This is a genomic window from Streptomyces carpinensis (assembly GCF_002154505.1).
In the GTDB taxonomy this organism is placed as follows: Bacteria; Actinomycetota; Actinomycetes; order Streptomycetales; family Streptomycetaceae; genus Streptomyces; species Streptomyces carpinensis.
Genome location: NZ_MUBM01000025.1, coordinates 1 through 22,953 on the forward strand (window position 1 = coordinate 1; position 22,953 = coordinate 22,953).

The 22,953-nt window shown below is 70.7% G+C and carries 21 protein-coding genes, 2 tRNA genes and 1 pseudogene; 17 read left to right on the forward strand and 7 right to left on the reverse strand.

What is annotated here, in order from left to right; translation table 11 throughout:
• Positions 1-2,783 (reverse strand): PAS domain-containing protein (locus tag BZY54_RS04760; protein ID WP_143667997.1); only part of this gene is annotated, 2,783 nt, incomplete at its 3' end.
• Positions 2,784-3,141: 358 nt separating this feature from the next.
• Positions 3,142-3,621, reverse strand: a complete 480-nt coding sequence (locus tag BZY54_RS04765; protein WP_086723279.1) for an SSI family serine proteinase inhibitor — start codon at positions 3,619-3,621, stop codon at positions 3,142-3,144.
• A 184-nt stretch (positions 3,622-3,805) separates the two neighbouring features.
• On the opposite strand from BZY54_RS04765, the gene BZY54_RS04770 reads away from it, so the two are divergent.
• Positions 3,806-3,896, forward strand: a tRNA-Ser gene (locus tag BZY54_RS04770).
• Between the two features lie 248 nt (positions 3,897-4,144).
• Positions 4,145-4,217: transfer RNA gene (locus tag BZY54_RS04775), tRNA-Arg, on the forward strand.
• 64 nt (positions 4,218-4,281) lie between these two features.
• Here BZY54_RS04775 and BZY54_RS04780 read toward each other — a convergent pair.
• Positions 4,282-5,120, reverse strand: a pseudogene (locus tag BZY54_RS04780) (site-specific integrase); the annotation flags it as partial.
• 466 nt (positions 5,121-5,586) lie between these two features.
• Here BZY54_RS04780 and BZY54_RS04785 point away from each other — a divergent pair.
• On the forward strand, positions 5,587-6,228 hold the full coding sequence (locus BZY54_RS04785; protein WP_143667998.1) for a hypothetical protein: 642 nt from the start codon (positions 5,587-5,589) through the stop codon (positions 6,226-6,228).
• Between the two features lie 240 nt (positions 6,229-6,468).
• On the forward strand, positions 6,469-6,849 hold the full coding sequence (locus BZY54_RS49160) for a hypothetical protein (RefSeq protein ID WP_143667999.1): 381 nt from the start codon (positions 6,469-6,471) through the stop codon (positions 6,847-6,849).
• A gap of 11 nt (positions 6,850-6,860) precedes the next feature.
• Here BZY54_RS49160 and BZY54_RS04795 read toward each other — a convergent pair whose 3' ends face one another.
• A complete protein-coding gene (locus BZY54_RS04795; RefSeq protein WP_086723281.1) occupies positions 6,861-7,058 on the reverse strand; it encodes a hypothetical protein in 198 nt (65 codons plus the stop codon).
• Between the two features lies 1 nt (position 7,059).
• Complete coding sequence (locus BZY54_RS04800; RefSeq protein WP_143668000.1) at positions 7,060-7,335, reverse strand: hypothetical protein; 276 nt, start codon at positions 7,333-7,335, stop codon at positions 7,060-7,062.
• 122 nt (positions 7,336-7,457) lie between these two features.
• Here BZY54_RS04800 and BZY54_RS54650 point away from each other — a divergent pair, with 122 nt between their 5' ends.
• From BZY54_RS54650 to BZY54_RS04850, 12 genes are all read left to right on the forward strand, one after another.
• Positions 7,458-7,592, forward strand: a complete 135-nt coding sequence (locus tag BZY54_RS54650; RefSeq protein ID WP_279634646.1) for a hypothetical protein — start codon at positions 7,458-7,460, stop codon at positions 7,590-7,592.
• 19 nt (positions 7,593-7,611) lie between these two features.
• On the forward strand, positions 7,612-7,968 hold the full coding sequence (locus tag BZY54_RS04805) for a DUF6233 domain-containing protein (protein WP_086723283.1): 357 nt from the start codon (positions 7,612-7,614) through the stop codon (positions 7,966-7,968).
• 227 nt (positions 7,969-8,195) lie between these two features.
• Complete coding sequence (locus tag BZY54_RS04810; RefSeq protein WP_086723284.1) at positions 8,196-8,627, forward strand: hypothetical protein; 432 nt, start codon at positions 8,196-8,198, stop codon at positions 8,625-8,627.
• 350 nt (positions 8,628-8,977) lie between these two features.
• Positions 8,978-9,853: a hypothetical protein gene (locus tag BZY54_RS50180; protein ID WP_143668001.1), complete on the forward strand. Its 876-nt coding sequence runs from the start codon at positions 8,978-8,980 to the stop codon at positions 9,851-9,853.
• Between the two features lie 397 nt (positions 9,854-10,250).
• The gene (locus BZY54_RS04815; protein WP_086723285.1) at positions 10,251-11,123 is read left to right on the forward strand and encodes a DUF2797 domain-containing protein; all 873 of its coding nucleotides are present in this window, start codon (positions 10,251-10,253) and stop codon (positions 11,121-11,123) included.
• A gap of 67 nt (positions 11,124-11,190) precedes the next feature.
• Positions 11,191-12,108 carry an amidohydrolase family protein gene (locus BZY54_RS04820; protein ID WP_086723286.1) on the forward strand — a complete coding sequence of 306 codons (918 nt, stop codon included), beginning with the start codon at positions 11,191-11,193 and terminating at the stop codon, positions 12,106-12,108.
• A 269-nt stretch (positions 12,109-12,377) separates the two neighbouring features.
• Entirely contained in the window at positions 12,378-13,118 is a 741-nt protein-coding gene (locus BZY54_RS04825) for a response regulator transcription factor (protein ID WP_208640553.1), read from the forward strand.
• A complete protein-coding gene (locus BZY54_RS04830; protein ID WP_086723288.1) occupies positions 13,115-14,755 on the forward strand; it encodes a sensor histidine kinase in 1,641 nt (546 codons plus the stop codon). Before BZY54_RS04825 ends, BZY54_RS04830 begins: the two co-directional genes overlap by 4 nt.
• A 14-nt stretch (positions 14,756-14,769) precedes the next feature.
• A complete protein-coding gene (locus BZY54_RS04835) occupies positions 14,770-16,194 on the forward strand; it encodes a bifunctional glycosyltransferase family 2/GtrA family protein (RefSeq protein WP_086723289.1) in 1,425 nt (474 codons plus the stop codon).
• A complete protein-coding gene (locus BZY54_RS04840; RefSeq protein WP_086723290.1) occupies positions 16,191-18,413 on the forward strand; it encodes a glycosyltransferase family 39 protein in 2,223 nt (740 codons plus the stop codon). Before BZY54_RS04835 ends, BZY54_RS04840 begins: the two co-directional genes overlap by 4 nt.
• Before the next feature lie 140 nt (positions 18,414-18,553).
• Positions 18,554-20,050, forward strand: a complete 1,497-nt coding sequence (locus BZY54_RS04845) for an MFS transporter (RefSeq protein ID WP_086723291.1) — start codon at positions 18,554-18,556, stop codon at positions 20,048-20,050.
• A 66-nt stretch (positions 20,051-20,116) separates the two neighbouring features.
• Complete coding sequence (locus tag BZY54_RS04850; RefSeq protein WP_086723292.1) at positions 20,117-20,881, forward strand: TetR/AcrR family transcriptional regulator; 765 nt, start codon at positions 20,117-20,119, stop codon at positions 20,879-20,881.
• Positions 20,882-20,957: 76 nt separating this feature from the next.
• Here BZY54_RS04850 and BZY54_RS04855 read toward each other — a convergent pair whose 3' ends face one another.
• Entirely contained in the window at positions 20,958-21,428 is a 471-nt protein-coding gene (locus BZY54_RS04855) for a PPOX class F420-dependent oxidoreductase (protein ID WP_086723293.1), read from the reverse strand.
• 87 nt (positions 21,429-21,515) lie between these two features.
• Positions 21,516-21,869: an STAS domain-containing protein gene (locus BZY54_RS04860; protein ID WP_086723294.1), complete on the reverse strand. Its 354-nt coding sequence runs from the start codon at positions 21,867-21,869 to the stop codon at positions 21,516-21,518.
• A 233-nt stretch (positions 21,870-22,102) separates the two neighbouring features.
• On the opposite strand from BZY54_RS04860, the gene BZY54_RS04865 reads away from it, so the two are divergent.
• Positions 22,103-22,825: a GAF and ANTAR domain-containing protein gene (locus BZY54_RS04865; protein ID WP_086723295.1), complete on the forward strand. Its 723-nt coding sequence runs from the start codon at positions 22,103-22,105 to the stop codon at positions 22,823-22,825.
• Positions 22,826-22,953: the final 128 nt, after the last annotated feature.

Consider the following 22,953-nt stretch of genomic DNA (forward strand, 5'->3'; position numbering starts at 1 on the left):
GCTCGCGGTGCGGGACCGGCCTGTCCTGCGGCACCCTGCGGGACCGGACCACCCTGTGCGACCGGACCACCCTGCGGGGGTACGCCCCGCCCGGGTGTTCCCTGCGCGGGCACGCCCTGGGCGGGTGTCGCGGCGGCTGCCGTCGTCTCCGGCGGCTGGGCCACCACACGCCGCCGGCGCCCGGTCGGCGCGCTCGTGGGGTGCGGCTGCGGCGGCGTGTGGTCCCCACCCTGCACGGCGGGCACCGCGTCGTGCTGCCCCTCGTCGGCAGCGGCGGCGGAAACGGCAACCGAACCGGCACGGATTCCGGTGGTCCCGGAATCGGAATCGGATCCGCCGACGGCAGCCTGGCCCGGAATCCGAACCTGCTGCGGCACGTCCGGCCCCTGCGCCTCGGGCTCGGGCTCGGACTCCGGGCGGTCGGCCTCGGCGGGGGGCAGCGCGAAGACCGTGCGGGGAGCCGCCTCCTGCGCGGCGGCACGCTCGGTCGCCGCCGCCAGGGCACGCCGACGCCGTCCGGTCGGCTGCTGGGCGGGCGCGCCTTCGGAACCGTCGGCAGAGGCAGCCGTCGCGTCCGGCGCCACGGGCAGCGCGGGGGGAAGCGCATGGGGTTCGACGGCCTCGCGCCGGGCACGCCGTCCGGCGGGCGCGGGCACACCCTGAGGCGGCACCGTGCCGCCCAGGCCGGACCCCGACGCCGCCGCTCCCGCCGCGTGCTCGGCCGCCGTGACCACGGCGCCCTCGGCCACACCCGGGTCCTCGGCGGGCCGTCCGCGCCGCCGGCCCGTACCGCCGGACGGCTCGGAGCCCTGGGCGGGAACCGGCGCCGGCTCCGCGGCCGCACGCCTCCTGCGCCGCCCGGTGGGATTGACCTGGGTACCGGAGGCGGAGGCGTCGCCCTCGCCGTCGGCCGCCAGGAACGCGTCCGTGGACGCCCGCCGGGCCCGTCGCCGACCGCCGCCGGAGGCCTGCGCGGGCAGGGCGACCTCGGCCGAGACCGCTGCACCGGACGCCGACCCCGCACCCGGCTCGTAGGCCGACGCCGGTTCCGGCGCGGCCGCGGGACCGGCGGCCAACTCGGCGGCGGCCACCACCTGGCCGTAGTCGTGGGCAACAGCGCCCGCCCCGCCCCCGAGGGGCACCTCGAGGACGTAGGCGCTGCCGCTCATGCCGGGCACCTCGTGGGTCTGCAGCACACCGCCGTGCGCCCGGACGATCCCGCGCACGATCGGCTGGTGCACCGGGTCTCCCCCGGCGTACGGCCCGCGCACCTCGATGCGTACGACCTCGCCGCGCTGCGCCGCCGCCACGACGACGGTGTTGTCCATGTAACCGCCCGTCGACACCGGCGCGTTGCCGGTCGCGTCGACGCCGGCGACGTCCGCGACGAGGTGCGCGAGCGCGGTGGCGAGCCGCTGCGGGTCGACCTCGGCCTCGATGGGGGGCGCGTGCACGGCGAACTGCACCCGCCCGGGCCCGACGAGCTCTACGGCCCCGTCGACACCGGCGGCCACGACGGCGTCGAGCATCGCCTTGGTCCGGGTGATCTGCTCGCTGCCGACGTCGAGGCGCTGGTAGCCGAGGACGTTGTCGATGAGGGTGGTGATGCGCGAGTAACCGGCCGACAGGTGGTGCAGCACCTGGTTGGCCTCGGGCCACAGCTGGCCGGCGTCGTCGGCGGCGAGGGCGGCCAGCTCGCGGCGCAGCTCGTCCAGGGGGCCGCGCAGGGAGCCGCCCAGCAGCGTCAGCAGCTGCTCGTGGCGGCCGGCGAGTGCCTCGTAGCGGTCCTTCTCCCGCTCCCCGAGCGCGGCGTACCGCTCCTCGTTCGCGGCGAGTTCCTCCGCGTGGTGCTCGGTGAGCTCCTCGATCTCGGTGACGTGCTGCTGGCGCAGGGCGGTGAGCTCGGAGGCGTGCTCCTCGGCAAGGCGCTCGAGTTCCTCCGCGTGCCGCTGCTCGGCCGCGGCCTTCTCGTCGGCGAGCGCGTCGTAGGGCCGCCGGTCGGTGAAGGTCATCACGGCGCCGACGAGCTGGTCGCCGTCGCGCACGGGCGCGGTGGTCAGGTCGACGGGCACCTTCTCCCCGGCCTTGGACCACAGCACCTGCCCGCGCACCCGGTGCTTGCGGCCGGAGCGCAGGGTGTCGGCGAGCGGCGACTCCTCGTACGGGAAGGAGGAGCCGTCGGCGCGCGAGTGGAGTACGAGGGTGTGCAGCTCGCGGCCGCCGAGTTCACCGGCCCGGTAACCCAGGATCTGGGCGGCGGCGGGGTTGACGAGCACGATCCGCCCGTCGGTGTCGGTCCCCACGACGCCCTCGGCGGCCGCCCGCAGGATCATCTCGGTCTGCCGCTGCGAACGGGCCAGCTCGGCCTCGGTGTCGACGGTGCCGGACAGGTCGCGCACGACCAGCATCAGCAGTTCGTCGCCGGTGTAGCCGGAGCCGTCGTAGGCCTGCTGGCCGTTCTCCAGATTCGCGCTCGTGACCTCGACCGGGAACTCGGTCCCGTCGGTGCGCCGCGCGACCATCCGGGTCGGCTTGGTCCGCCCGCGAGGATCGATGTGATGGGGGCGGCGCATGGAGCCGGGGATCAGCTTGGAGTCGAACTGCGGCAGCAGATCGAGCAGCCCGCGCCCGACCAGGGCGGTCCCCGGCGTCTCGAAGGCCTCGAGGGCGATGGTGTTGGCGTTGACGACGGTGCCGTTGGCGTTGACCAGCACCAAGGCGTCGGGCAGCGCGTCGAGTATGGCAGCGAGGCGAGCAGCGCCTCGGGATGGCCTGCTGCTCACGAGACGCTTCCTCCCTGTTACCGCACCTTGCCGACCGCGGGGGTCATCTTGCCAACCGGCCCGCAGCGTGTCACGCGAGCGAGTCTATGCGCTGAGGTTGCGCTCGCGACGCCGGATGAGAGGGAGGTCGCACGTGGATGTGACGTCGAACCCGTGACCGTACGATTCCGCTTCGCACGACCTCCGCACGACCTTCACGGACTCCGGATCCCGTGGGCACCGAAGCCCGGGGCCCACGGCTCCCGGGAACCCGAAAGTCCCGGGGGCCGGAACTCCGGAAGTCCCGGGAGCCAGGACCCCGAAAGGCCCGGAGGACCGGGCGGACCCGGGAGTCCCGGAGCCCCGAGGGCCCGGAAGCTCAGGAGCCGAGATCGGGAAGCAGCGGCACGAGCCGGTCCCAGCGGCCGATCTCGCAGCCGTTGTTCCGCTCGTACGTCGCGTCCACGGGCCGTCCGGCCCAGGTCCCGGTGATGCGGGCGGTGGCCGGCCCGCCGTACTGCATGGTGCAGACGCTGTCGTGCGGCACCGGGGCGAAGGTGTCATGGCCCCAGCGCGTGCTCCGGTCGAGCGCCCCGCACGCCCCCCGTACGTCGGGATGGCTCCCGCCGCCGGGATGGCAGTACAACTTGTACGTCCCGTCCTTGCCGGCACCGGCGTGCCGCACGGTGACGGTGAGGTGATCGCCGGCCCGGTCCTCGTCCCGGACGGGCGGCGGCGCACCGGTGGAGGCGGCGGCGGGCAGGGCGGACAGCGCGGTGAGCGCGACGACGGAGGCAGAGGCCCCGAGGAGGAGCCGCCGCAGCGGGCGGCGCGGGGGGCGTGAGCTGAGCTGCACCATGCCCGGACTAACGCGCCGGCCCCCGCGACGTTGCGCCCCGGCGCCGCCGCGTTGCCGACGCCACGACAAGGACTTTGCCCTGGGCCCCGCCTGCCTAGTACCGTGGGGGGCGATTGGTGGCACCCCGCTCGTGTGTGTCATCATCTGCACGCACCGATCGCGCGCTCGCGTGAGAGGTTGTGCTGGAGGCGTCGCCTAGTCCGGTCTATGGCGCCGCACTGCTAATGCGGTTTGGGCCTTAAAGCCCATCGAGGGTTCAAATCCCTCCGCCTCCGCGCATGATCACCGAAGCCCCGGTCCGCTGGACCGGGGCTTCGTCGTTCCCGGGCCCGTTTCCGGTGGCCATGCCACCCCCGGATCCCTTCCCGCGCTCCGCGCCGCCCTCAACCCCCGAGATCTTGTTTTCGCAGGTCACAAGGGGTGCGGGGAATGGATTTCACATGACGGCGGCAGTCATGTAATGTTCTTCCTGTCGCCGCGAGCGGGCCGGAAGGGCCGGGAGCGAAGACGAAAAACAGAACAAGCACTCGTAGCTTAACGGATAGAGCATCTGACTACGGATCAGAAGGTTGCAGGTTCGAATCCTGCCGAGTGCGCACAGATCAGAGGCCCCGGAGAGATCCGGGGCCTCTGGCGTTTCAGGGGTGTACAGCAACCGCGTCAATCGCCACCGTCCATCGCGTCGGACAGCTTGCTGATCGCGGCCCGCACCTCTTCCTCGCTCGCCTCGGCGTAGACCTCCATCGTCATGGCGACGAGCTCGCAGAGCGAACATGCGGGTGAGGTTGCCCGGCTCGATCGGGGTGCCGTACTTGGTGGTGAAGATCAGGTCATGGCCACCCTGCCACGGCTCCCCGGCCGCCTTCCGGTCGCCGCTCTGCTGAGCCCGACGCATCCGGAGCGCCTTGATGCAGAGCGCCGGCACCGGAAGGAAGTCGTCGGACTCCTCGGTCTTCGTCTCGCGGTGGAGGAGCTGACGCCCGGCGCGCTGGATCTGGTGATCCACGTAGATCTCGCCCGTCTCGAAGTCCACCGACTCCCAGGTGGGGCCCAGGGACTTCACCCCGGCGCAGGCCGAGGCAGAGCACGAGCATCCAGGCCGCGATGAGGTGGTCGTCCCGAGCGGCGCAGTCGGCGAGGAATCGCTCGGCCTCGGCGACCGACCACGGCCTGATCCTCCGCCGTCGAGACTTGGGGACCTTGACCAGGGAGGCCACGTTCTTGCCGATCTCCTCTTCGGCCACGGCGTGCGTGAGCGCAGCACGGAGAGCGTCCCGGGCAGCCTGGACGACGCGTCGGGGAGGGGCCCCGCAGCACTCGCCGATGGCACAGCAGCGCCGCTGTTCAAGGCGACGCTTGGCGTCCTTGCCCTGGGCGCAGCACTGGCAGGTGGCGGCGAGCTTGTTGATCCACTCGCGCACGTCCCGGACGGTGACTTTGTCGATCCGCTTCGCGCCGAGGTGAGGGTTGATGTCGTGCCGCACTGATCCCTCGTAGTTTCGGCCCGCTGCGCCCGCGCTGCGCCGACGCGCGTCCACAGGTGGATAGGGCCGGTGGCCATGAGTCGATCACCGCATAGAGCGGCCCACGCTCAAGACAGGGCCTCCGGCGGGGGACCGGCCGGCACCGGGACGGAGGGGGCGCCGTTCGCGGGTGCGGGCCCGTAGTGGCGTGTGTGGGGAGCTCCCATCCGGTCTGCCATCGACCCAGGCAGAGCCGAGCAGACGCGGCCCATGGCGTCCAGGTCGTTCGTACAGTGGCGCGCTCCACCTGGACGCCAGGAACCACAGGCGCTCCTCGGTTTGTGGGTCGACGGCGGACGGGATGGGAGCTGGGGAGAGTGGTGGTTCAGGAAAGTGGGCGCTCATACTTCAGCCGTGGGTCGTGATCTTCATGGTCGAGCTGTCCGGCCTCACTGAGCCTTGACCGGTCTCAGTGAACTTTGATCACGCCGTCCTCGGGCATGTGAAGCGCGTCATCATGGTGGGCATGGGGCAGTTCAACGGTTCGTACGTGGTTCGGTATGGCTGGACACGTACTGGCGTCATGAGCGTCATGGCCATCGCCCTGCTCATAGGGGCGGGCTTCCTTCCGCACGCGGAGCCGCCGGAGATGGGCCACATCGAGCTAGTGTTCAGCCCCTTCGCTGTGTGGATCAAGGCTGTCTGCGCCAGCCACCGCAAGAGCGTGCAGGTGGACAAGCAGGGAATCACGCTCTACCGAGTCCTTCCTTTCCGAAGGCCTGAGTTCGTGGCCTGGTCCGAGGTCGTGGCGGTGGACCGGTCGGCCAAAGGTCCCCCGTGGAGGCGCAGCAGCGACCTGGAGGTCTACCGCCGCACTCCTCGGCCGACCGGCGCTCGCCCCTCGACCAACCCCCGGCTGGAAGCGCTCGACACCTACCTCGCCGCGCAGGTCGACCCGGACTTCGTCGAGACGTTCCAGAACACCAGCCGGATCAGACGCTCCACGACTTTGAGCCGCATCGACCCCGTCCACCTAGCCACCGCTGTCGCACATCTCGCTCCTGGTGTCCGGCACTTCGGTGATCTCGGCGACGTTGCGCTCGGCGGCCAAGCCAGGGGCCGTCAGTCCGATGCGACGTCGTGAAGGAGCGGACACGTCGATGAGACGAAACGGCCGATGGTCAAAGCTTTCATGAGACCGGTCGAACATCACTGAGCCAGGACAGGGGCGAAAAAAGGTAGGCATATTGCACCCGGATCTGCCCCTCTTGCGGGATAAACGTCTGCACGACCGACCCCATGACATGTTTTCCACGCTTTCGGAGCGGCCGTTGCAGAGGGGAAGCCGGGTGGCGCGGTAGACCTTTTTGGGGTCGTTTTCATCGTGCTGGGCACCATGGGAATGTTTATCCAAATGACCAGTTTTGCGGTCTATCGACGCCTTAGGGTCCTGGAGCGGGTCGGAGTCGAGGGTGAAGCGGTTGTTAGACGACATGACCGGATGGACGGATTGCCCCGCATCTACTTCCAGGTCCGTCTGCCCGAGGGGCGTAGCGGGAAAGAGTTCTACGAAACGCACCTAGAGCTCATTGGTGAGCCAGGCACGTGGACCGAGAGTCAGACCGAGACCTATGAGACCGCGTGGCGCGCCTGGCGGGACCTCGCTCGCGACCTGCAGGCCGCGGTCACCGAGCACGCCGAGGCCGAGGGACAGGCGGAACGAGGTGGAGGCCAGCGTGAAGAAGCAGGCGCGACACCCAGCTGACGAAGACTGAGCTACGGCCAGCTGGCCAGCTCCTCCTCGGTCTCCTCGTCGACGAGGACGATGCGGGCATCGTGCAGGCCGCTGTACTGCCCGACCCAGCCGGAGAACTTGTAGCGCGCGGTCGCCTCGCTCGACCACCGGCCTTCCTGCACCAGTCGGCCGCCGGCGGTCAAGGTGAGGTGGTAGCGCTCGGGGTGCACAGTGCGCACGCTACGTTTGCTCCAGCTTGAATCCGGCGACCATGCAGTCATGGCAGGAGTCGTGCCATCGCAGGCCCGGGCCGGGCACGTCCACGATCCGGGTGGCGACCGCAGGCTCCCCGCAGGAGGAGCAGCGAGCTCGGGTCGGGGAGTGCGGGTGGATGCGGGGCCGGTAGCCGGTCTTCCGTACCGGTTCGGCGGGTGCCGGGTCGAGGCGGGCGGGGCCGATGCCGAATGAGTTGATCTCGAGGCCTTGAGCGCCTGCCCCGGCGCGCTGCTCGATCATGATCACTCTCGCCGGGATTTCCTGTACTTCAACTACTCACATCCCGGGTACCCGGAAGTTCCCAATCTGCCGTCTCTGCTGGCTGGCGCCCCAGAATGGGCGTTCCGGAAGAAGGCGATCCCATGAACATCGTGTGCGGAAAGACCCTCTGCCTGGCGGCATCCAAAGCGGAAGAAATGTTCCCGTGGTTCGTCATCATGTTCGGGATTCTGGTGGTGGCCCTCTTGGTCTTCTGGCTGAAGACCAGGCACCACTGACCTTTGCAGGTCGGGCCGCATGGCGCCTCCCGGACTTGCCCTCCTTCGTCAGCCGGACCTGCCGCGCCTTCGCACCCTGGAGACCTGGCTCACGCTGTCCCTCGAGCGGGTCCGGCAGCAGATCGCCACGGCCGAACGGCGCGGCGCCGAGCGGCAGCGCGGCGAGCAGGCCCGGCCACCGGTGCCGGACTGGATCCTCGAAGGCGGCCCCAACCGGGACGCCCCACCTGTCGCCGTCCATGTCGGCGGCTGCCACATGGCAGGCAAGCGGTGCAAGGGCGTGCCGCGGGACGTGGCGCTGCGGGCGCTCGCCGAGGGCGTCGAGGTATGCGGGCACTGCCGGCCCGACGCTGCGCTCGGCTTCGTCGACGGCTAGGCAGTGCGCGGCCGCCGCCCCCCGTCTTCTTCCCGGTGGTCTTCTTGGTGGGCTGCCTTTTCGTCGTCTTCTAGGGAGCTAGAGGACGCCCTCCGCCCGGCATCGACGGTCCCGGGCCGCTACGACCGTGGGCACTGGACGCTGCGCGAGGACGAGCTCATGCACGCGGACGTTCCCCTTCCTCCTCTCCCTCCTACTCCGACGCCGGTCTGCCTGAGCTGTGGAAGGTGACGCACACGCGGCTTGAGCACTACCACGAGACGGCGCTCGGGCAGGCGCAGCAGTCGTTTCGGAGTGCGCAGCGGGCGATGTGGATCGGGTTCGTGCTGCTGGCGGCCTTCGTGGTTCCGGCCGTGAGGGCGAGCACAACGGCGGGGTCGATCGTGGCCGGCGGTCTGGGTGCGGTGTCCGCGGCTCTGGCGGGTTATGTGAGCCGCACGTTCGTGAAGTCACAGGAGGCGGCTGCCAGCCATTTCCGGGCGTCCTTCGATCAGCCTCTGGCGTTCTCGCGGATCTTGGCCGCTGAGCGGTGGTTGCTGCAGGACAGCGGCATGGACCAGGCGAAGCGGTCAGAGGTGCTGGGCGCGCTGGTGCTGGCGAAGGCTGCCGACCCCGAGGCTCCGCCGAGCGAGGACGAGCCGCCGTCGCCGTCCGCATGACGTCAGGTCCAGGCACGTCGGGGCGGGTGGCGTCATGACGCCCGCCAAGGCCGCCGGGCTTGTCCGCGCACGAGCGTCAGTTTTGATGGCGTTGAGCTACACGGTCGGATACAGCGGGAATCGCAACCCGCCCGATCGGTGGCAACGGTTGGTGCCGGGCGGGTCGGCACCCTGAAGTCCTGTACTACCGGTGTCACTCCCGGCTGGCTGGATCGTCATTCTCCCTGCAGCGAGCCAAGGCGCAAAGGTTCATATCCGGGCCTGGCGGGCAGAAAACGGGACCGAGGACAGGCGAGAGGCGGTAACACAACCGGCTCGGTCGACGAGGGCGCCGTGGGCAGGAGGGTCCCATGACCAGCAATGACAATGAGCCCGTGACTGAAGGTCACAGTGAAGGCGCTTCGACCGCAGCGGCAGCGGACGAGTTATCACCGCGGCCGGAAAATGACTCCAAAGGTTTCTGGACGCGCCCTCAAGGGGTCGTCGCGGTTGTCGGCGGGCTCATCAGCGCTCTCGCTGCGATCACCGGTCTGGTCTTCCTCCTTGTTCCCGACTGGCAGCCCGAACCCAAACCATCGATGGGATTGGAGCTGGTCGAGTCCGATGTGGTCCGCGAGAAGGACATTCGCGCCGAGATCAGCGAAGACGGTTCTCCCGCAGGGGCGTTTAACGAAAAAGCCTCCACGCTCAGCGTGACGCTGCGGAACACCAGCGATGATCCAATCCTGATCACCTCCGCCGAGGCCCATTTCAGTTCCGTGAAGGAAGTGGGCTGCCCCTATGGCGCAGGAGTAGCCGATCTCAAGGCGCTGTACGACATCCGGGTTCCTCCCCTGCGTCGCGGAGCTTTTACTGTCAAACGCGAGTTTAAGTACACCGTTCCTCCGCATAGCCAGGAGCGAGTGGGGTTCAGCGTCGGCCCCGAACGCAGCTGGGAAGGGTTTCTACCGCTGGTATACACCTTCACGCTCGTGTTGCACCCCGATCACGGAGCCAGCCTCATCGTGCCTGAAGCTACCCAGCTCGCTCCACAGTCAGCGGCCGACACGGTTCTCGGCACAGCCCGTGCGCTTGCCGAACGGGAACCGTACGCGTCGGTTCCGACCCCGGCCTGTGTGCGAAAACAAGCCGCAATTGTCCAAAAGACTGTTTCTGCAGCAAAGCGGCCATCACCGGAACTTCGGGAGTTCAGTGCTGAACTTACTCGCATAGCTCAGCGTCTATGAACGTGTCGCCATAGTCTCTCAGAGGGATTAATCCCCGACGAGGGAGGCGGCTACCTACCGTGCTGAAGTCCGGCCCTGTCAGGATTCGCGTTTTCGGCGCGCTCCTGCGCTTCCAGTCCTAGATAGCGGGATGCCCAACCCATCGCGCCCTGCAGCGTCCTCTCACGGCCGCACCACGACCGGTATGACCGCCACTGGCCGATCCGCATAGAGCTACGGATCAGAAGGTGGCAGGTTCGAATCCTGCCGAGTGCGCACAGAGCGAAGGCCCCGGAGAGATCCGGGGCCTTTCGCGTTTCGTGGGATCCATGGGTTTCGTGGAGCGGCTCGCGGATCTTGCGGGCCGGCGTCGCCGCTCGGCGGGCGTTGTCAGTGGGGCCTCGTAGTCTCGTGAGGGATGGCGCAGGTGTGGAAGTGCTCGGGGCTGCGGTGGTCGGCGGACGGGCCGGTGCTGACGTGGCAGGGCGGGCGATCGAGCGCGCTGACGTGGGGCAAACGGGTGGCCTTCGAGGTCGTGGAAGGGGGCGTGCGGACGTGTGTGGGGGCTCGGGGGCATGCATGTCCCCTCCGGGCGGTCGTGCCGGGGCGGAGTACGGGGGCGCGGTGCGAGGAGTGCGCGCGGCTGGATCGGGCCCACTCGGTGGCCGCGGACACGATCGCGGACGACCGGCGGACGTACCACGTATATCTGGCGTGGTTCGGGCCCGGCATGACCAAGGTCGGGATCACGGCGGTCGAGCGGGGGACGGCACGGCTGCTCGAGCAGGGCGCCGTCTGCTTCAGCTGGCTCGGTGCCGGGCCGCTGATGGCCGCGCGCCGGACTGAGGAGCTGCTGCGCGCCGCTCTCAAGGTCCCCGACCGGCTTCCGTACGGCGAGAAGCGTGCCGTGCGGTCCGCGCTGCCGGCCGGCACGGCGGAGCGGGCGACCGAGCTCGCGGAGCTGCACCGGCGGGCGATCGCCCTCGGTGGCTGGCCGGAGTCGCTGGAGCGGTCGCCGTTCCGGCCCGTCGATCACGTGGTGGCGTTCGGGCTGGAGGGGGTGGCCGCCGCCGTAGGTGAGGTGAGTGAGCTCGTCGCGGGCGGGATCGTGAGCGGTGAGCTGGTCGCCGCCGCCGGACCGGATCTGCATCTGGCCACCGAGAGCGGAGCCGTCGTGCTCGACACGAGGCTGATGACCGGCTGGGAGCTCGGGCCGGCCGGGCGCACCGCGTTCAGCGTGCCGGTGCGCCCCTTGAAGGAGGCGAGGGGGGTGCAGGACGGGTTGTTCTGAGGGACGGGGTGGACGCCGTGCGGGGTCCGGGGCGATCGTGGGCTGCATGAGTGATCAAGCACCGGACATGGCCTCCACGGACTCCACGGCTTCCGGTACCGATGTGAGCGCGGAGGCCGCGGAAGTCCGACGGTTCCGGGAGCGGATCGGGCTGCGGGGCCTCGTCGACGTGCACACCCACTTCATGCCCGAGCGGGTGCTGCGCAAGGTCTGGGAGTACTTTGACGGGCTGGGCCCGCTCACCGGTGGTATCGAGTGGCCGATCACCTACCGCGAGGAGGAGCGGCAACGGGTCGCACGGCTGCGCGAGTTCGGAGTGCGGGCGTTCACCGCCATGCTCTACCCGCACAAGCCCGGCATGGCCCAGTGGCTGAACGGCTGGGCGGCCGACTTCGCCCGCCGCACCCCCGACTGCCTGCACACCTCGACCCTCTTCCCCGAGGACGGCGTGCACACCTACGTCCAGGAGGCCGTCGAGGCGGGCGCGCGCGTCTTCAAGGCGCACGTCCAGGTCGGGGCGTACGACCCCGCCGACGAACTCCTCGATCCGGCGTGGGGGTTGCTCGCCGACGCGGGGACACCCGTCGTGATCCACTGCGGGTCCGGGCCCGCGCCCGGCAAGCACACGGGGCCCGAGCCGATCGCCCGGGTGCTCGCCCGTCACCCCCGGCTGCGGCTGATCATCGCTCACCTGGGCATGCCGGAGTACGAGGACTTCCTCGACCTCGCGGAGCGGTACGGGGAGGTGCGGTTGGACACCACCATGGCGTTCACCGACTTCAGCGAACGGTTCGCCCCGTTCCCACGCCGTGCCCTGCCCCGGCTGGCCGACCTCGGCGACCGGATCCTGCTCGGCTCGGACTTCCCCAACATCCCCTACCCCTACGTCCACCAACTGCGCGCCCTGGAGCGCCTGGACCTCGGCGACGACTGGCTGCGCGCGGTGTGCCACCACAACGGGGCCCGGCTCTTCGGGCTGGACTGAGACGGTTCCCGGCTTCCGGGTTCCGACTTCGGTTTCCGGCTACCCGCTTCCCTCTTCGGCGTCCTGTTTCCGGCTTCCCGCTTCCCTCTTCGGCGTCCTGCTTCCGCTTCGGCTTCTTGCTTCCGGCTTCGGCTTCGAGGCAGGTGCCCGTGCCGAGACCGTCGTGACTCTCCGTGCCGAGACCGGCCTGTAAGGCGGCTGAGGGTTTCTCAGGGAAATCACAGATTTGTGCAAGCGTGCTCTCAGAGGCGGCCGACAGGGTGGCCCCCATGACCACGATCTCGCCCCAGGGGCGCACCGAACTGCTCAGGCCGGACGGGAGCCCCGTCCGGGTGCTTGTGGTGGACGACGAGCAGTCGATCACCGAACTGCTCTCCATGGCCCTGCGTTACGAGGGCTGGCGGATCCGCAGTGCGGGCGACGGGCAGGGCGCCGTCCAGGCCGCGCGCGAGTTCCGGCCCGACGCCGTCGTCCTCGACATGATGCTGCCCGACATGGACGGACTCGCCGTCCTGGGGCGGCTGCGCCGCGAGCTGCCGGACGTGCCCGTACTCTTCCTCACCGCCAAGGACGCCGTCGAGGACCGTATCGCCGGGCTGACCGCCGGCGGTGACGACTACGTCACCAAGCCGTTCAGCCTGGAGGAGGTCGTGGCGCGGCTGCGCGGGCTGATACGCCGGTCGGGTGCCGCCGACCGACGCTCGGACTCGGTGCTGGTGGTCGGCGACCTGACGCTCGACGAGGACAGCCACGAGGTGTCGCGGGGCGGGGACAACATCCACCTCACGGCGACCGAGTTCGAGCTGCTGCGCTTCCTCATGCGCAACCCGCGGCGCGTGCTCAGCAAGGCGCAGATCCTGGACCGCGTCTGGTCGTACGACTTCGGCGGGCAGGCCAACGTCGTCGAGCTGTACATCTCCTACCTGCGCCGGAAGATCGACGCCGGCCGTGAGCCGATGATCCACACCCGGCGCGGCGCCGGTTACCTGATCAAGCCCGCCGTGTCATGAGCGGGCGACGACGGCCGCGTACGCCGCAGCGGCGAGCTCGACAGCCACGCACGCTGCGCACGCGGCTCGTCGTCGCGTCCGTGGTGCTGATCGCCGTGGTCTGCGCGGTGATCGGCACGGTGACGACGCTGGCGCTGCGGTCGCATCTGTACGAGCAGCTGGACGGGCGGCTCAAGGAGGTCGCCGCGCGGGCGTCCGGCTTCATGCCGCCCGACGCGCACGGGGACGGCGACCACGCTCCCGCGCTGGCGCCGGGCAAGGAGATCAACCTCGACCAGTTCGTCACCAGGGGACCGCAGCCGCAGGGAACGATCGTGGCGGCGGTCGAGAACGGTTCCGTCACCAGCGCCATGGTCGGCAAGAAGGCCAACGACGACAACAACGTCCCGTGGCTGAACGCGCAGTCGCTCGGCCAGGCGCAGATCCGCGCGGTCGACTCCGTCCCCCAGGACCGCTACAGCCACACCGTGGACATCCCCGGCCTGGGCGGCTACCGGGTGCAGTACGTGACCGGCCCCAACGGCACCTACTACGTGGCCATACCGACCACCGAGGTCGACAGCACCATCAACACGCTCATCCTCGTCGAGATCAGCGTCACCGCCGCCGGTCTCATCGCGGCCTCCCTCGCCGGGGCGGCCATCGTCGGGGTCGCCGTGCGGCCGCTGCGCAAGGTCGCCGCCACCGCGACCCGGGTCTCCGAACTGCCCCTGCACACCGGCGAGGTCAACCTCAGCGAGCGCGTGCCGGAGGCGGAGACCGATCCGCACACCGAGGTCGGCCAGGTCGGCGCCGCTCTCAACCGCATGCTCGACCACATCCACGGCGCGCTGCACGCCCGGCAGCAGAGCGAGACGCGGGTGCGGCAGTTCGTCGCGGACGCCAGTCACGAGCTGAGGACACCCCTCGCATCCATCCGCGGGTACGCCGAGCTGACCCGCCGGGGGCGGGAGGTGATCGGGCCGGACACACGGCACGCCCTGAGCCGTATCGAGTCCGAGGCCGGGCGGATGACGCTGCTGGTGGAGGACCTGCTGCTGCTCGCCCGGATCGACGCGGGGCGGCCGTTGCAGTTCGAGCGCACCGACCTCGTACCGCTCGTCGTGGACACCGTCAGCGACGCCCGTGCGGCCGGGCCGGACCACGTCTGGCGGCTCGACCTGCCCGACGAGCCCGTGCTCGTCTCGGCGGACGCGGCACGGCTCCAGCAGGTGCTGGTCAACCTGCTGGCCAACGCCCGTACCCACACCCCGCCGGGCACCACGGTCACCGCGCGCGTGCGGCGGGGCGGGCCGTGGCTGCTCGTGGACGTGGAGGACGACGGACCGGGCATCGCACCGCAGTTGCTGCCGCATGTCTTCGAGCGGTTCGCGCGCGGGGACACCGGGCGCTCCCGCGCCACCGGCTCGACCGGTCTGGGCCTGGCTATCGTGCAGGCCGTGGCGGCCGCGCACGGCGGCGCCGTCACCGTCGACACCGAGTCCGGACGGACCGTGTTCACGGTGCATCTGCCCGCGCTCCCGCAGGGGCCCGCGGCCGTGGGGTCCGCGCCGTACGGGCTCGCCTCCGCGGCCGGCCAGGAGCCCCACTCACAGGTGCAGCACAGCGCTACCACATGGGTGCGACAGGGCAGTTGAGAAGAGTCGCTGCCATGCGAACCGACTCTTCTCCCGGCACCCTGCCGGCGCGGGAGCATCTCCCGGCCACAGACGCCGGTACGCCTGTCCTGGACGTAGTGATCCCCGTCTACAACGAGGAGAAGGACCTCCACCCCTGCGTGCTGCGACTGCACGAGCACCTCACGCGCACCTTCCCGTACCCCTTCCGCATCACCATCGCGGACAACGCCTCCACGGACACCACCCCCGAGGTCGCGGCCCGGCTGGCGGCGGAGCTGGCCGGGGTCTACTGGCACCGCCTGGAGCTCAAGGGCCGCGGACGGGCCCTGCGGACCGTGTGGTCCGCCTCCGAGGCGCCGGTCCTCGCCTACATGGACGTGGACCTGTCCACCGACCTCAACGCGCTGCTGCCGTTGGTGGCGCCGCTGATCTCCGGCCACTCCGACCTGGCGATCGGCTCGCGGCTGGCCCGCAGCTCGCGTGTGGTGCGCGGCGTCAAGCGGGAGTTCATCTCGCGCACCTACAACCTGATCCTGCGCGGCTCGCTGCAGGCCCGCTTCTCGGACGCGCAGTGCGGCTTCAAGGCGATCCGGCGGGATGTCGCCCAGGTGCTGCTGCCGTTGGTGGAGGACACCGGCTGGTTCTTCGACACCGAGATGCTGGTGCTGGCCGAGCGGGCCGGTCTGCGCATCCACGAGGTGCCGGTCGACTGGGTCGACGACCCCGACTCCACGGTGCACATCGTGCGGACGGCGACCGACGACCTGAAAGGGGTGTTGCGGGTGGGCAAGGCCCTGGCCACCGGTTCGCTGCCGTTGGACCGGCTCACCCGGCCCTTCGGTGACGACCCCCGCGACCGCGAGATCCAGGACGTGCCCAATGGGCTGGCCCGCCAGCTTGTCGGCTTCTGCGTCGTGGGTGTCCTGTCCACCCTGTTCTACCTGCTGCTCTACAGCGCCTTCCGGCAGTTCTCGGGCTCCCAGATCGCCAACGCGCTCGCGCTGCTGGTCTCGGCGGTCGCCAACACGGCCGCCAACCGGCGGCTGACCTTCGGGGTGCGGGGCCCCGGCGGGGTGGTCCGCCACCAGGCGCAGGGCCTGGTCGTCTTCGGTATCGGCCTCGCCCTGACCAGTGGCTCCCTCGCGGCCCTGAACACGGCGAGCAGCAGCCCGGCCCACTCCACCGAACTCGCGGTGCTCATCGCCGCCAACCTCGCGGCGACCGTGCTGCGCTTCCTGCTCTTCCGGGCCTGGGTCTTCCCGGAACGGCGCGACGAACCGGCCACCCGGCCGTGCTCGCCCGGCCGGCCGCACCAGCAGTCGTACCAGCAGACTTACCCGCCCGCCCAGTCGTACCCGCAGCCGTATCCGCCCACCGCTCAGCCGTACCAAGGAGACGCCACCGTGCGGCTGCAGCCGGTGCGTCCGGGTGACACCGATCCGAGGGACCCCCGATGACCACTGACTACGACCACCCGAGCCGGCCGGGAGGCGCGGGGCCGGCCCCGGCCTTCGGGGGACCGCCTCCCACCGCTTCCGCGACCGCCGCGGCCGGGAAGCAGCCCCTCGCGCGCCGCCTGTGGCGCGGTCGTCCCGAGGACCCGCGCTGGGTGCGTCCCGCCTTCCTGGGTCTGCTGCTTACCACCGGCCTGCTCTACCTCTACGACCTCAGCGCCTCCGGCTACGCCAACTCCTTCTACTCGGCGGCCGTGCAGGCGGGCAGCAGGTCCTGGAAGGCCTTCTTCTTCGGTTCGCTGGACGCGGGCAACGCCATCACCGTGGACAAGCCGCCCGCCTCGCTGTGGCCGATGGCCCTGTCGGTGCGCGTCTTCGGGCTCGGTTCCTGGGCGGTCCTGGTCCCCGAGGTGATCATGGGCGTGCTCACGGTCGCCGTGGTCTACGCGGCCGTGCGCCGCCGGTTCAGCCCCGCCGCCGGTCTGATCGCGGGCGCGGTGCTCGCGCTCACGCCCGTCGCGGCACTGATGTTCCGGTTCAACAACCCCGACGCACTGCTCGCGCTGCTGATGGCGCTCACGGTCTATTTCGTGATCCGGGGGCTGGAGGACGGCCGCACCAAGTGGCTGGTGTGGGCGGGCGTCGCGGTCGGTTTCGCCTTCCTGACCAAGACCCTGCAGGCCTTCCTGATCCTGCCGGCCCTCGCTGTCGTGTACGGCGTCTGCGCGCCCGTGAAGTTGAGGAAGCGGCTGGTCCAGCTCGCGCTCGCGACAGTGGCGATCGTCGTCTCCGGGGGCTGGTGGGTCGCGATCGTCGAGCTGTGGCCGGCCTCCTCGCGGCCGTACATCGGCGGCTCGCAGGACAACAGCTTCCTGGAGCTGACCTTCGGCTACAACGGCCTCGGCCGCATCAACGGCGACGAGACCGGCAGCGTCGGCGGCGGTGGCGGCCCGGGCGGGGGCGGCACGGGCCGGTGGGGCGAGACCGGCTGGGACCGGATGTTCAACTCCGAGATCGGCAGCCAGATCTCCTGGCTGCTCCCGGCCGCGCTGATCCTGCTGGTCGCCGGGCTCGTGCTGACCCGCCCCCACCCTCGGCTCCGCTCGAGCGGGGGGACCTCCATGGCGGCGTGCACCGACCTGGCCCGCGGCTCCTTCCTCGCCTGGGGCGGCTCGCTGCTGATGACCGCGGCCGTCTTCAGCTACATGGCGGGCATCTTCCACCAGTACTACACGGTCGCTCTCGCGCCCTACATCGCCGCCGTCGTCGGCATGGGCGTGACCGTGCTGTGGGAGGAGCGGTCCCGAGTGTGGGCGTCGCTCACCCTGGCCGCCGCCGTCACGGCGACCGCCGCATGGGGGTACGTCCTGCTCAATCGCACCCCGGACTACCTGCCCTGGCTGAAGTGGCTGGTCCTGGTCGGCGGGCTGACCGCGGCCCTCGGACTGATCTTCGTGACCAGGCTCGGCCGGCGGATCGCCCTCGCGACGGTCGCCGCGGGCATCCTGACCTCGCTCGCCGGTCCCACCGCGTACACGCTGAGCACGGTGGACTCCGCGCACACCGGTTCCATCCCGACGGCCGGTCCGGCGGGCGCGAGCAGGATGGGCTTCGGCGGCCGGGGCGGTGGGCGAAGCATGCGTGGCGGCTTCGGCGGGGGCGGGATGCCGGGCCAGAACAGCCAGGGGCAGGGCAACGGCCATAACCAGCCGAACGGCAACGGCAACGGCTTCCCGGGCGGCGGCACCGGTGGTCTCCCCGGCGGGGGAATGCCCGGAAACGGCTTCCCCGGCGGCGGTGGCGGCCTGACCGGCGAGAGCGGCCGGATGGGCGGCACGGGTGGCGGTATGGGCGGGCTGCTGGACGGCGCCCGGGTCGGCTCCGCGGCCAAGAAGCTGCTGGAGCAGGACGCGTCGAAGTACACCTGGGTGGCCGCGGCCATCGGCTCCCAGAACGCGGCCGGCTACCAACTCGCCACCGGGGACCCGGTGATGGCGATCGGCGGCTTCAACGGCACCGACCCGTCCCCGACGCTCGCCCAGTTCCAGAAGTACGTGACGCAGGGCCGGATCCACTACTTCGTCGCCGGCGGCGGCATGGGTGGCGGCATGGGCGGCAGCGGCGCGTCCTCGCAGATCACCTCGTGGGTGGAGAAGAACTTCAAGAAGGTCACGGCCGGCTCGGCCACCTTCTACGACCTCACCCGGAAGGCGAACGGCTGACGGTCCGCCGAGGAGAGCCGAGGGAGGGGCGGTGCCCGAGCGGGCACCGCCCTTTCGCGTACGGGCACCGCCCTTCCCGTATGGCGCATGCGACGTGTCGTCGTTTTACGGTGTAGAAGGACTGCTATACGCTGTAAGGCATGTCGACCCCGACCCCTCAGGGCCACCCGCAACGCTGGCTGATCCTGGCCGTCATCTGCCTCGCGCAGCTCACCGTGCTGCTCGACAACACCGTCCTGAACGTCGCGATCCCCTCGCTCACCAGCGAACTGCACGCGGCCACCTCCGACATCCAGTGGATGATCAACGCCTACTCGCTGGTGCAGTCCGGGCTGCTGCTCACCGCCGGCAGTGCCGCCGACCGCTACGGCCGCAAGAAGATGCTGCTCGCGGGGCTGGCCCTGTTCGGTGCGGGGTCGCTGGTCGCCGGACTGGCCGACTCCACCGGACAGTTGATCGCCGCACGCGCGGGCATGGGTGTGGGCGGCGCGCTGCTGCTGACCACCACGCTCGCCGTGGTGATGCAGATCTTCACACCCGAGGAGCACCCCAAGGCCATCGGCGTCTGGAGCGCCGTCAGCGCGCTGGGCTTCGCGACCGGGCCGCTGATCGGCGGCTTCGTGCTGAACCACTTCTGGTGGGGTGCGATCTTCCTGATCAACCTGCCGGTCGCGGCGCTGGGGCTGGCCGCGGTCGTCGCCCTGGTCCCCGAGTCGAAGAACCCTCAGGGCGACCGCCCCGACCTGCTCGGCGCGCTGCTCTCCACGATCGGCATGGCCTCGCTGGTCTTCGCGATCATCTCAGGTCCCGCGCACGGCTGGACGTCGGCGCGGGTGCTGGTCACCGCGGCCGTGGCGGTCGTGGTGCTGGGCGCCTTCGCGTACTACGAGAGCCGTATCCCGTACCCCATGCTCGACATGCACTTCTTCCGTGACCGCCGGTTCACGGGTGCGGTCTCCGGGGCGGTGCTGATCGCCTTCGGGATGGGCGGTTCGCTCTTCCTGCTCACCCAGCACCTGCAGTTCGTGCTCGGCTACGGCCCCCTCGAGGCCGGACTGCGCACGGCGCCGCTCGCCCTGTCGGTCGTGGCACTGAACTTCTCCGGGCTCACGGCAAGGTGGACGGTGAAGCTGGGCGCTCCGGTGTCGATCACGCTGGGCATGGTGCTGATGTCCGGCGGACTGGCGTCGATCGCCACCCTCTCCGAGCACGGGTACGCCGGTACCCTCCTCGGCCTGCTGCTGATCGGCGGCGGCATGGCGGTCGCCAGCCCTGCCATGGCCCACGCCATCATGAGCGCGATCCCGCCGGCGAAGGCGGGCGTCGGCGCGGGCGTCAACGGCACGCTGGCGGAGTTCGGCAACGGTCTGGGGGTCGCCGTCCTGGGGGCGGTCCTGAACTCGCGGTTCGCGGCGCTGGTTCCGGTGGCGGCGACGTCGCTGCCGGCGGCGCTGGCCTCGGCGCACTCCGCCGAGGAGCGGCGGCAGGTCACCCACGCGTTCTCCTCCGGCCTGGAGACGAGTCAGCTGGTCGGCGCGGTGGCCGTGCTGCTCGGCGGGTTGCTCGCGGCGGTGTTGCTGCGCCGGGCGGAACGGGCAGGGGAGAAGACGGACGCCGAGGTGGCGGTCGCCCGGTAGCACGTGCTCGCGGCCCTCAGCGGCCGCTTAGCATGACGAGCATCGGACGGACGGGAAGGGTGCGCCATGGTGAAGGCAGCCGGGGCCAAGGGCGCGGCACGGACCAGTGTCTGGCTGGAGGGGAAGGCGCGCCGGGGCGGGCGCGGCGGCGGGCAGCCGTCGGGGCTGGACCGGGAGCGGATCACCGAGGCCACGGTGCGGCTGCTGGACGCGGAGGGGCTGGCCAAGTTCTCCATGCGTCGGCTCGCCGCCGAGCTGAACGTGACGGCGATGTCCGTGTACTGGTACGTCGACACCAAGGACGACCTGCTCGAACTCGCCCTGGACGCCGCCTTCGGGGAGCTGCGGCTGCCCGGCCCGGAGGCCGACGTGGACTGGCGCGACCAGCTGCGCGCCCTCGCCGCCGAGTACCGCGCGCAGCTGGTGCGCCACCCGTGGCTGTCCCCGCTGGCGGGCCGCTACCTCAACATCGGCCCGAACCACCTCGCCTTCTCGCAGACGGTGCAGCGCGTCATCCGCCGCGCCGGGCTGCCCGCGCACCGTGTGACGAGCGCGATCTCGGCCGTCTTCCAGTTCGTCTACGGCTACGGCACGATCGAGGGCCAGTTCCTGTCCCGGATCGCGGACAGCGGCATGACCCCGGACGCCTACTACGCGCAGGCGATGAGCTCGGTGCGGCAGCACCCCCCGGTCGCCGACTACATCGAGGAGTCCAGGGAGATCATGGACGCCCGTGGCGGTGACACGGTCGCGGAGATGCTGGACCGCGACTTCACCTTCGCCCTGGACCTGCTGATCGCGGGGATCGAGGCGATGGTCGCCCGTGGCTGACCGGAGGCCCGTCCAGGGCCTCTCGTCTTGGATCATGCCGGGCTCGCGGGGCCTGGCGTGATCCAAGCGAAGAACCCTAGCCCTGCTCGGCCAGTCGCGCCGGGAATCCGCCCGTGGCCACCGGTCCCCACCGCTCCGGGGTGATCCGGATGATCGACTTGCCCTGTTTGATCATGGCCTGGCGGTACTCGTCCCAGTCGGGGTGCTCGCCGGCGATGTTGCGGTAGTACTCCACGAGCGGCTCCACGGAGTCCGGTGTGTCGACGACCTCGGCCGTGCCGTCGATCTGCACCCACGGCCCGTTCCACTCGTCGCTCAGCACGACGACGCTCACCCGTGCGTCCCGCTTGGCGTTGCGGGTCTTGGCCCGCTCCGGATAGGTGGAGATCACGATCCGCCCGGAGTCGTCCACCCCGCAGGTCAGCGGCGAGGCCTGAGGGCCGCCGTCGGCGCGCCGGGTCAGCAGCAGGGCACGGTGGCGGGGCCGTACGAAGTCCAGCAGTTCCTCGCGGGAGACGCGGGTGTTGGTCGCGATGTTGGGAGCCATGCCCGCAGCGTAGGGCCTGTGGAGGCCCCGCGGCCGCACGGCGCCTGACCCCGCCGTGCCTACCACCGGGCGGGTCACCCGGGAGGCTCAGAGACGGAGCGCCTCTTCCAGGTCGTCGTGGACGGGCACGTCCCGGCGGACGCCGGTCACCTGGAGGACACGGCTCGGAACGCCGTACGGAGTCGCCACCACACGCAGCCGGATGTGCGGGGGCAGCAGGCGCCGCACGTCCTCCACCAGCCGGGCGCCCTGGGAGTCCATGAAGTCGGTGCGGGTGAGGTCCAGCACCAGCACCCGCAGCCCTCGGGCGCGGACCAGGGCGAAGGCCAGGACGCCGGCGCACAGCGCGGGGGCGTTGGACAGGTCGATCTCCGGGGGCAGGACGAGCACGGCGCGGCCGGGCAGGTCACGCACCCGGCTCGGGCTGGGGAAGTGGTTCACGGCACCACCTGGCAGAGAGCAGAGGTCCATCCGGTCTGGGAGGCCACTTCCTGACCCGTCCGGCTCCATTGCAGCACTCCCGCACGCCTGTTCATAGGGGTGGGAGGGAGCGGGAGCGGACGGCCGACCAGGGGGAAACGGTCGCGGACGGACGATATACAGTTCTGTTCGTCCTGTGCTCGCAGTCGGGAATGTGCTGCGGAGCTCTCCTGCGCATGGCCGTAGTGCCGTGCATGCCGAAGAGGTTCGTGGTGCCTGCGTCCGACTTTTCTGAATTGCCCCGTTTCCCGGGGGATGTCGAGCTGTCCGAAGCCCTGACGGTGGCGGCTCAGCAACTGCACGACACGGACACTCCGCACAGCACCATGCGCACCGCCGTCCGGCTGGCCGTGAACCTGCTGCCGGGCGCCGAGCACGCGAGCATCACGGTGATCGAGCGCGGTGGCCACCGCCGTACGGTCGCCTGGACCGACGAGGTCGTACGCACCGCCGAGGGGCCGGGCGGCGGCCGTGAACAGGCGTCGTACTGGGACGGTCTGTGGCACGCGCCCGTGGTGCGCATGGCGGACAGCGAGGGGGAGGACGGCGGCGGCCCGCTGGTCGGCGCGGGGCTGCGATCGGCGCTCGCGCTGCGACTGCGCGCCGAGAAGCGGCGGCTGACCGTGCTCACCGCCTACGCCGGCAAGCCGCGCGCCTTCGACGACTCGGCCACCCGGATCGGCCGGCTGTTCACCGCGCACGTCAGCCTCGCCCTGGACTCGGCCACGGTGCGCGAGCAACTCACCGAGGCGATGCGGACCCGCGACCTGATCGGCCAGGCCACCGGCATCCTCATGGAGCGCCTGGACATCGACGCGGCGCAGGCCTTCGACAGCCTGGTGCGCGCCTCGCAGCGGGAGAACGTCAAACTGCGGGATCTCGCCCGCCGGATCGTCGACGCCAAGAAGGCCACATGACCGGCCGGGGCGGCGAGCCCGTCCCGGCGGGTGGCGGTGGGGGTGCTCACTCCGCCGGAAGGGCTGTCACGGTGCCCGCGGGTCACACCGCCGGAAGGGAGTCCCCCTGGACGGCCTGGATGTCCAGC

Excerpts from the sequence above, each read along its gene's own strand:
- BZY54_RS04845 (WP_086723291.1), top strand. The coding sequence starts at position 18,554 with ATGTCGACCCCGACCCCTCAGGGCCACCCGCAACGCTGGCTGATCCTG.
- BZY54_RS50180 (WP_143668001.1), top strand. The coding sequence starts at position 8,978 with ATGACCAGCAATGACAATGAGCCCGTGACTGAAGGTCACAGTGAAGGC.
- BZY54_RS04840 (WP_086723290.1), top strand. The coding sequence starts at position 16,191 with ATGACCACTGACTACGACCACCCGAGCCGGCCGGGAGGCGCGGGGCCG.
- BZY54_RS04835 (WP_086723289.1), top strand. The coding sequence starts at position 14,770 with ATGCGAACCGACTCTTCTCCCGGCACCCTGCCGGCGCGGGAGCATCTC.
- BZY54_RS54650 (WP_279634646.1), top strand. The coding sequence starts at position 7,458 with ATGAACATCGTGTGCGGAAAGACCCTCTGCCTGGCGGCATCCAAAGCG.
- BZY54_RS04765 (WP_086723279.1), bottom strand. The coding sequence starts at position 3,621 with ATGGTGCAGCTCAGCTCACGCCCCCCGCGCCGCCCGCTGCGGCGGCTC.
- BZY54_RS04820 (WP_086723286.1), top strand. The coding sequence starts at position 11,191 with ATGGCCTCCACGGACTCCACGGCTTCCGGTACCGATGTGAGCGCGGAG.
- BZY54_RS04815 (WP_086723285.1), top strand. The coding sequence starts at position 10,251 with ATGGCGCAGGTGTGGAAGTGCTCGGGGCTGCGGTGGTCGGCGGACGGG.
- BZY54_RS04805 (WP_086723283.1), top strand. The coding sequence starts at position 7,612 with ATGGCGCCTCCCGGACTTGCCCTCCTTCGTCAGCCGGACCTGCCGCGC.
- BZY54_RS04855 (WP_086723293.1), bottom strand. The coding sequence starts at position 21,428 with ATGGCTCCCAACATCGCGACCAACACCCGCGTCTCCCGCGAGGAACTG.
- BZY54_RS04825 (WP_208640553.1), top strand. The coding sequence starts at position 12,378 with ATGACCACGATCTCGCCCCAGGGGCGCACCGAACTGCTCAGGCCGGAC.
- BZY54_RS04830 (WP_086723288.1), top strand. The coding sequence starts at position 13,115 with ATGAGCGGGCGACGACGGCCGCGTACGCCGCAGCGGCGAGCTCGACAG.
- BZY54_RS04800 (WP_143668000.1), bottom strand. The coding sequence starts at position 7,335 with ATGATCGAGCAGCGCGCCGGGGCAGGCGCTCAAGGCCTCGAGATCAAC.
- BZY54_RS04865 (WP_086723295.1), top strand. The coding sequence starts at position 22,103 with ATGCCGAAGAGGTTCGTGGTGCCTGCGTCCGACTTTTCTGAATTGCCC.
- BZY54_RS04850 (WP_086723292.1), top strand. The coding sequence starts at position 20,117 with ATGGTGAAGGCAGCCGGGGCCAAGGGCGCGGCACGGACCAGTGTCTGG.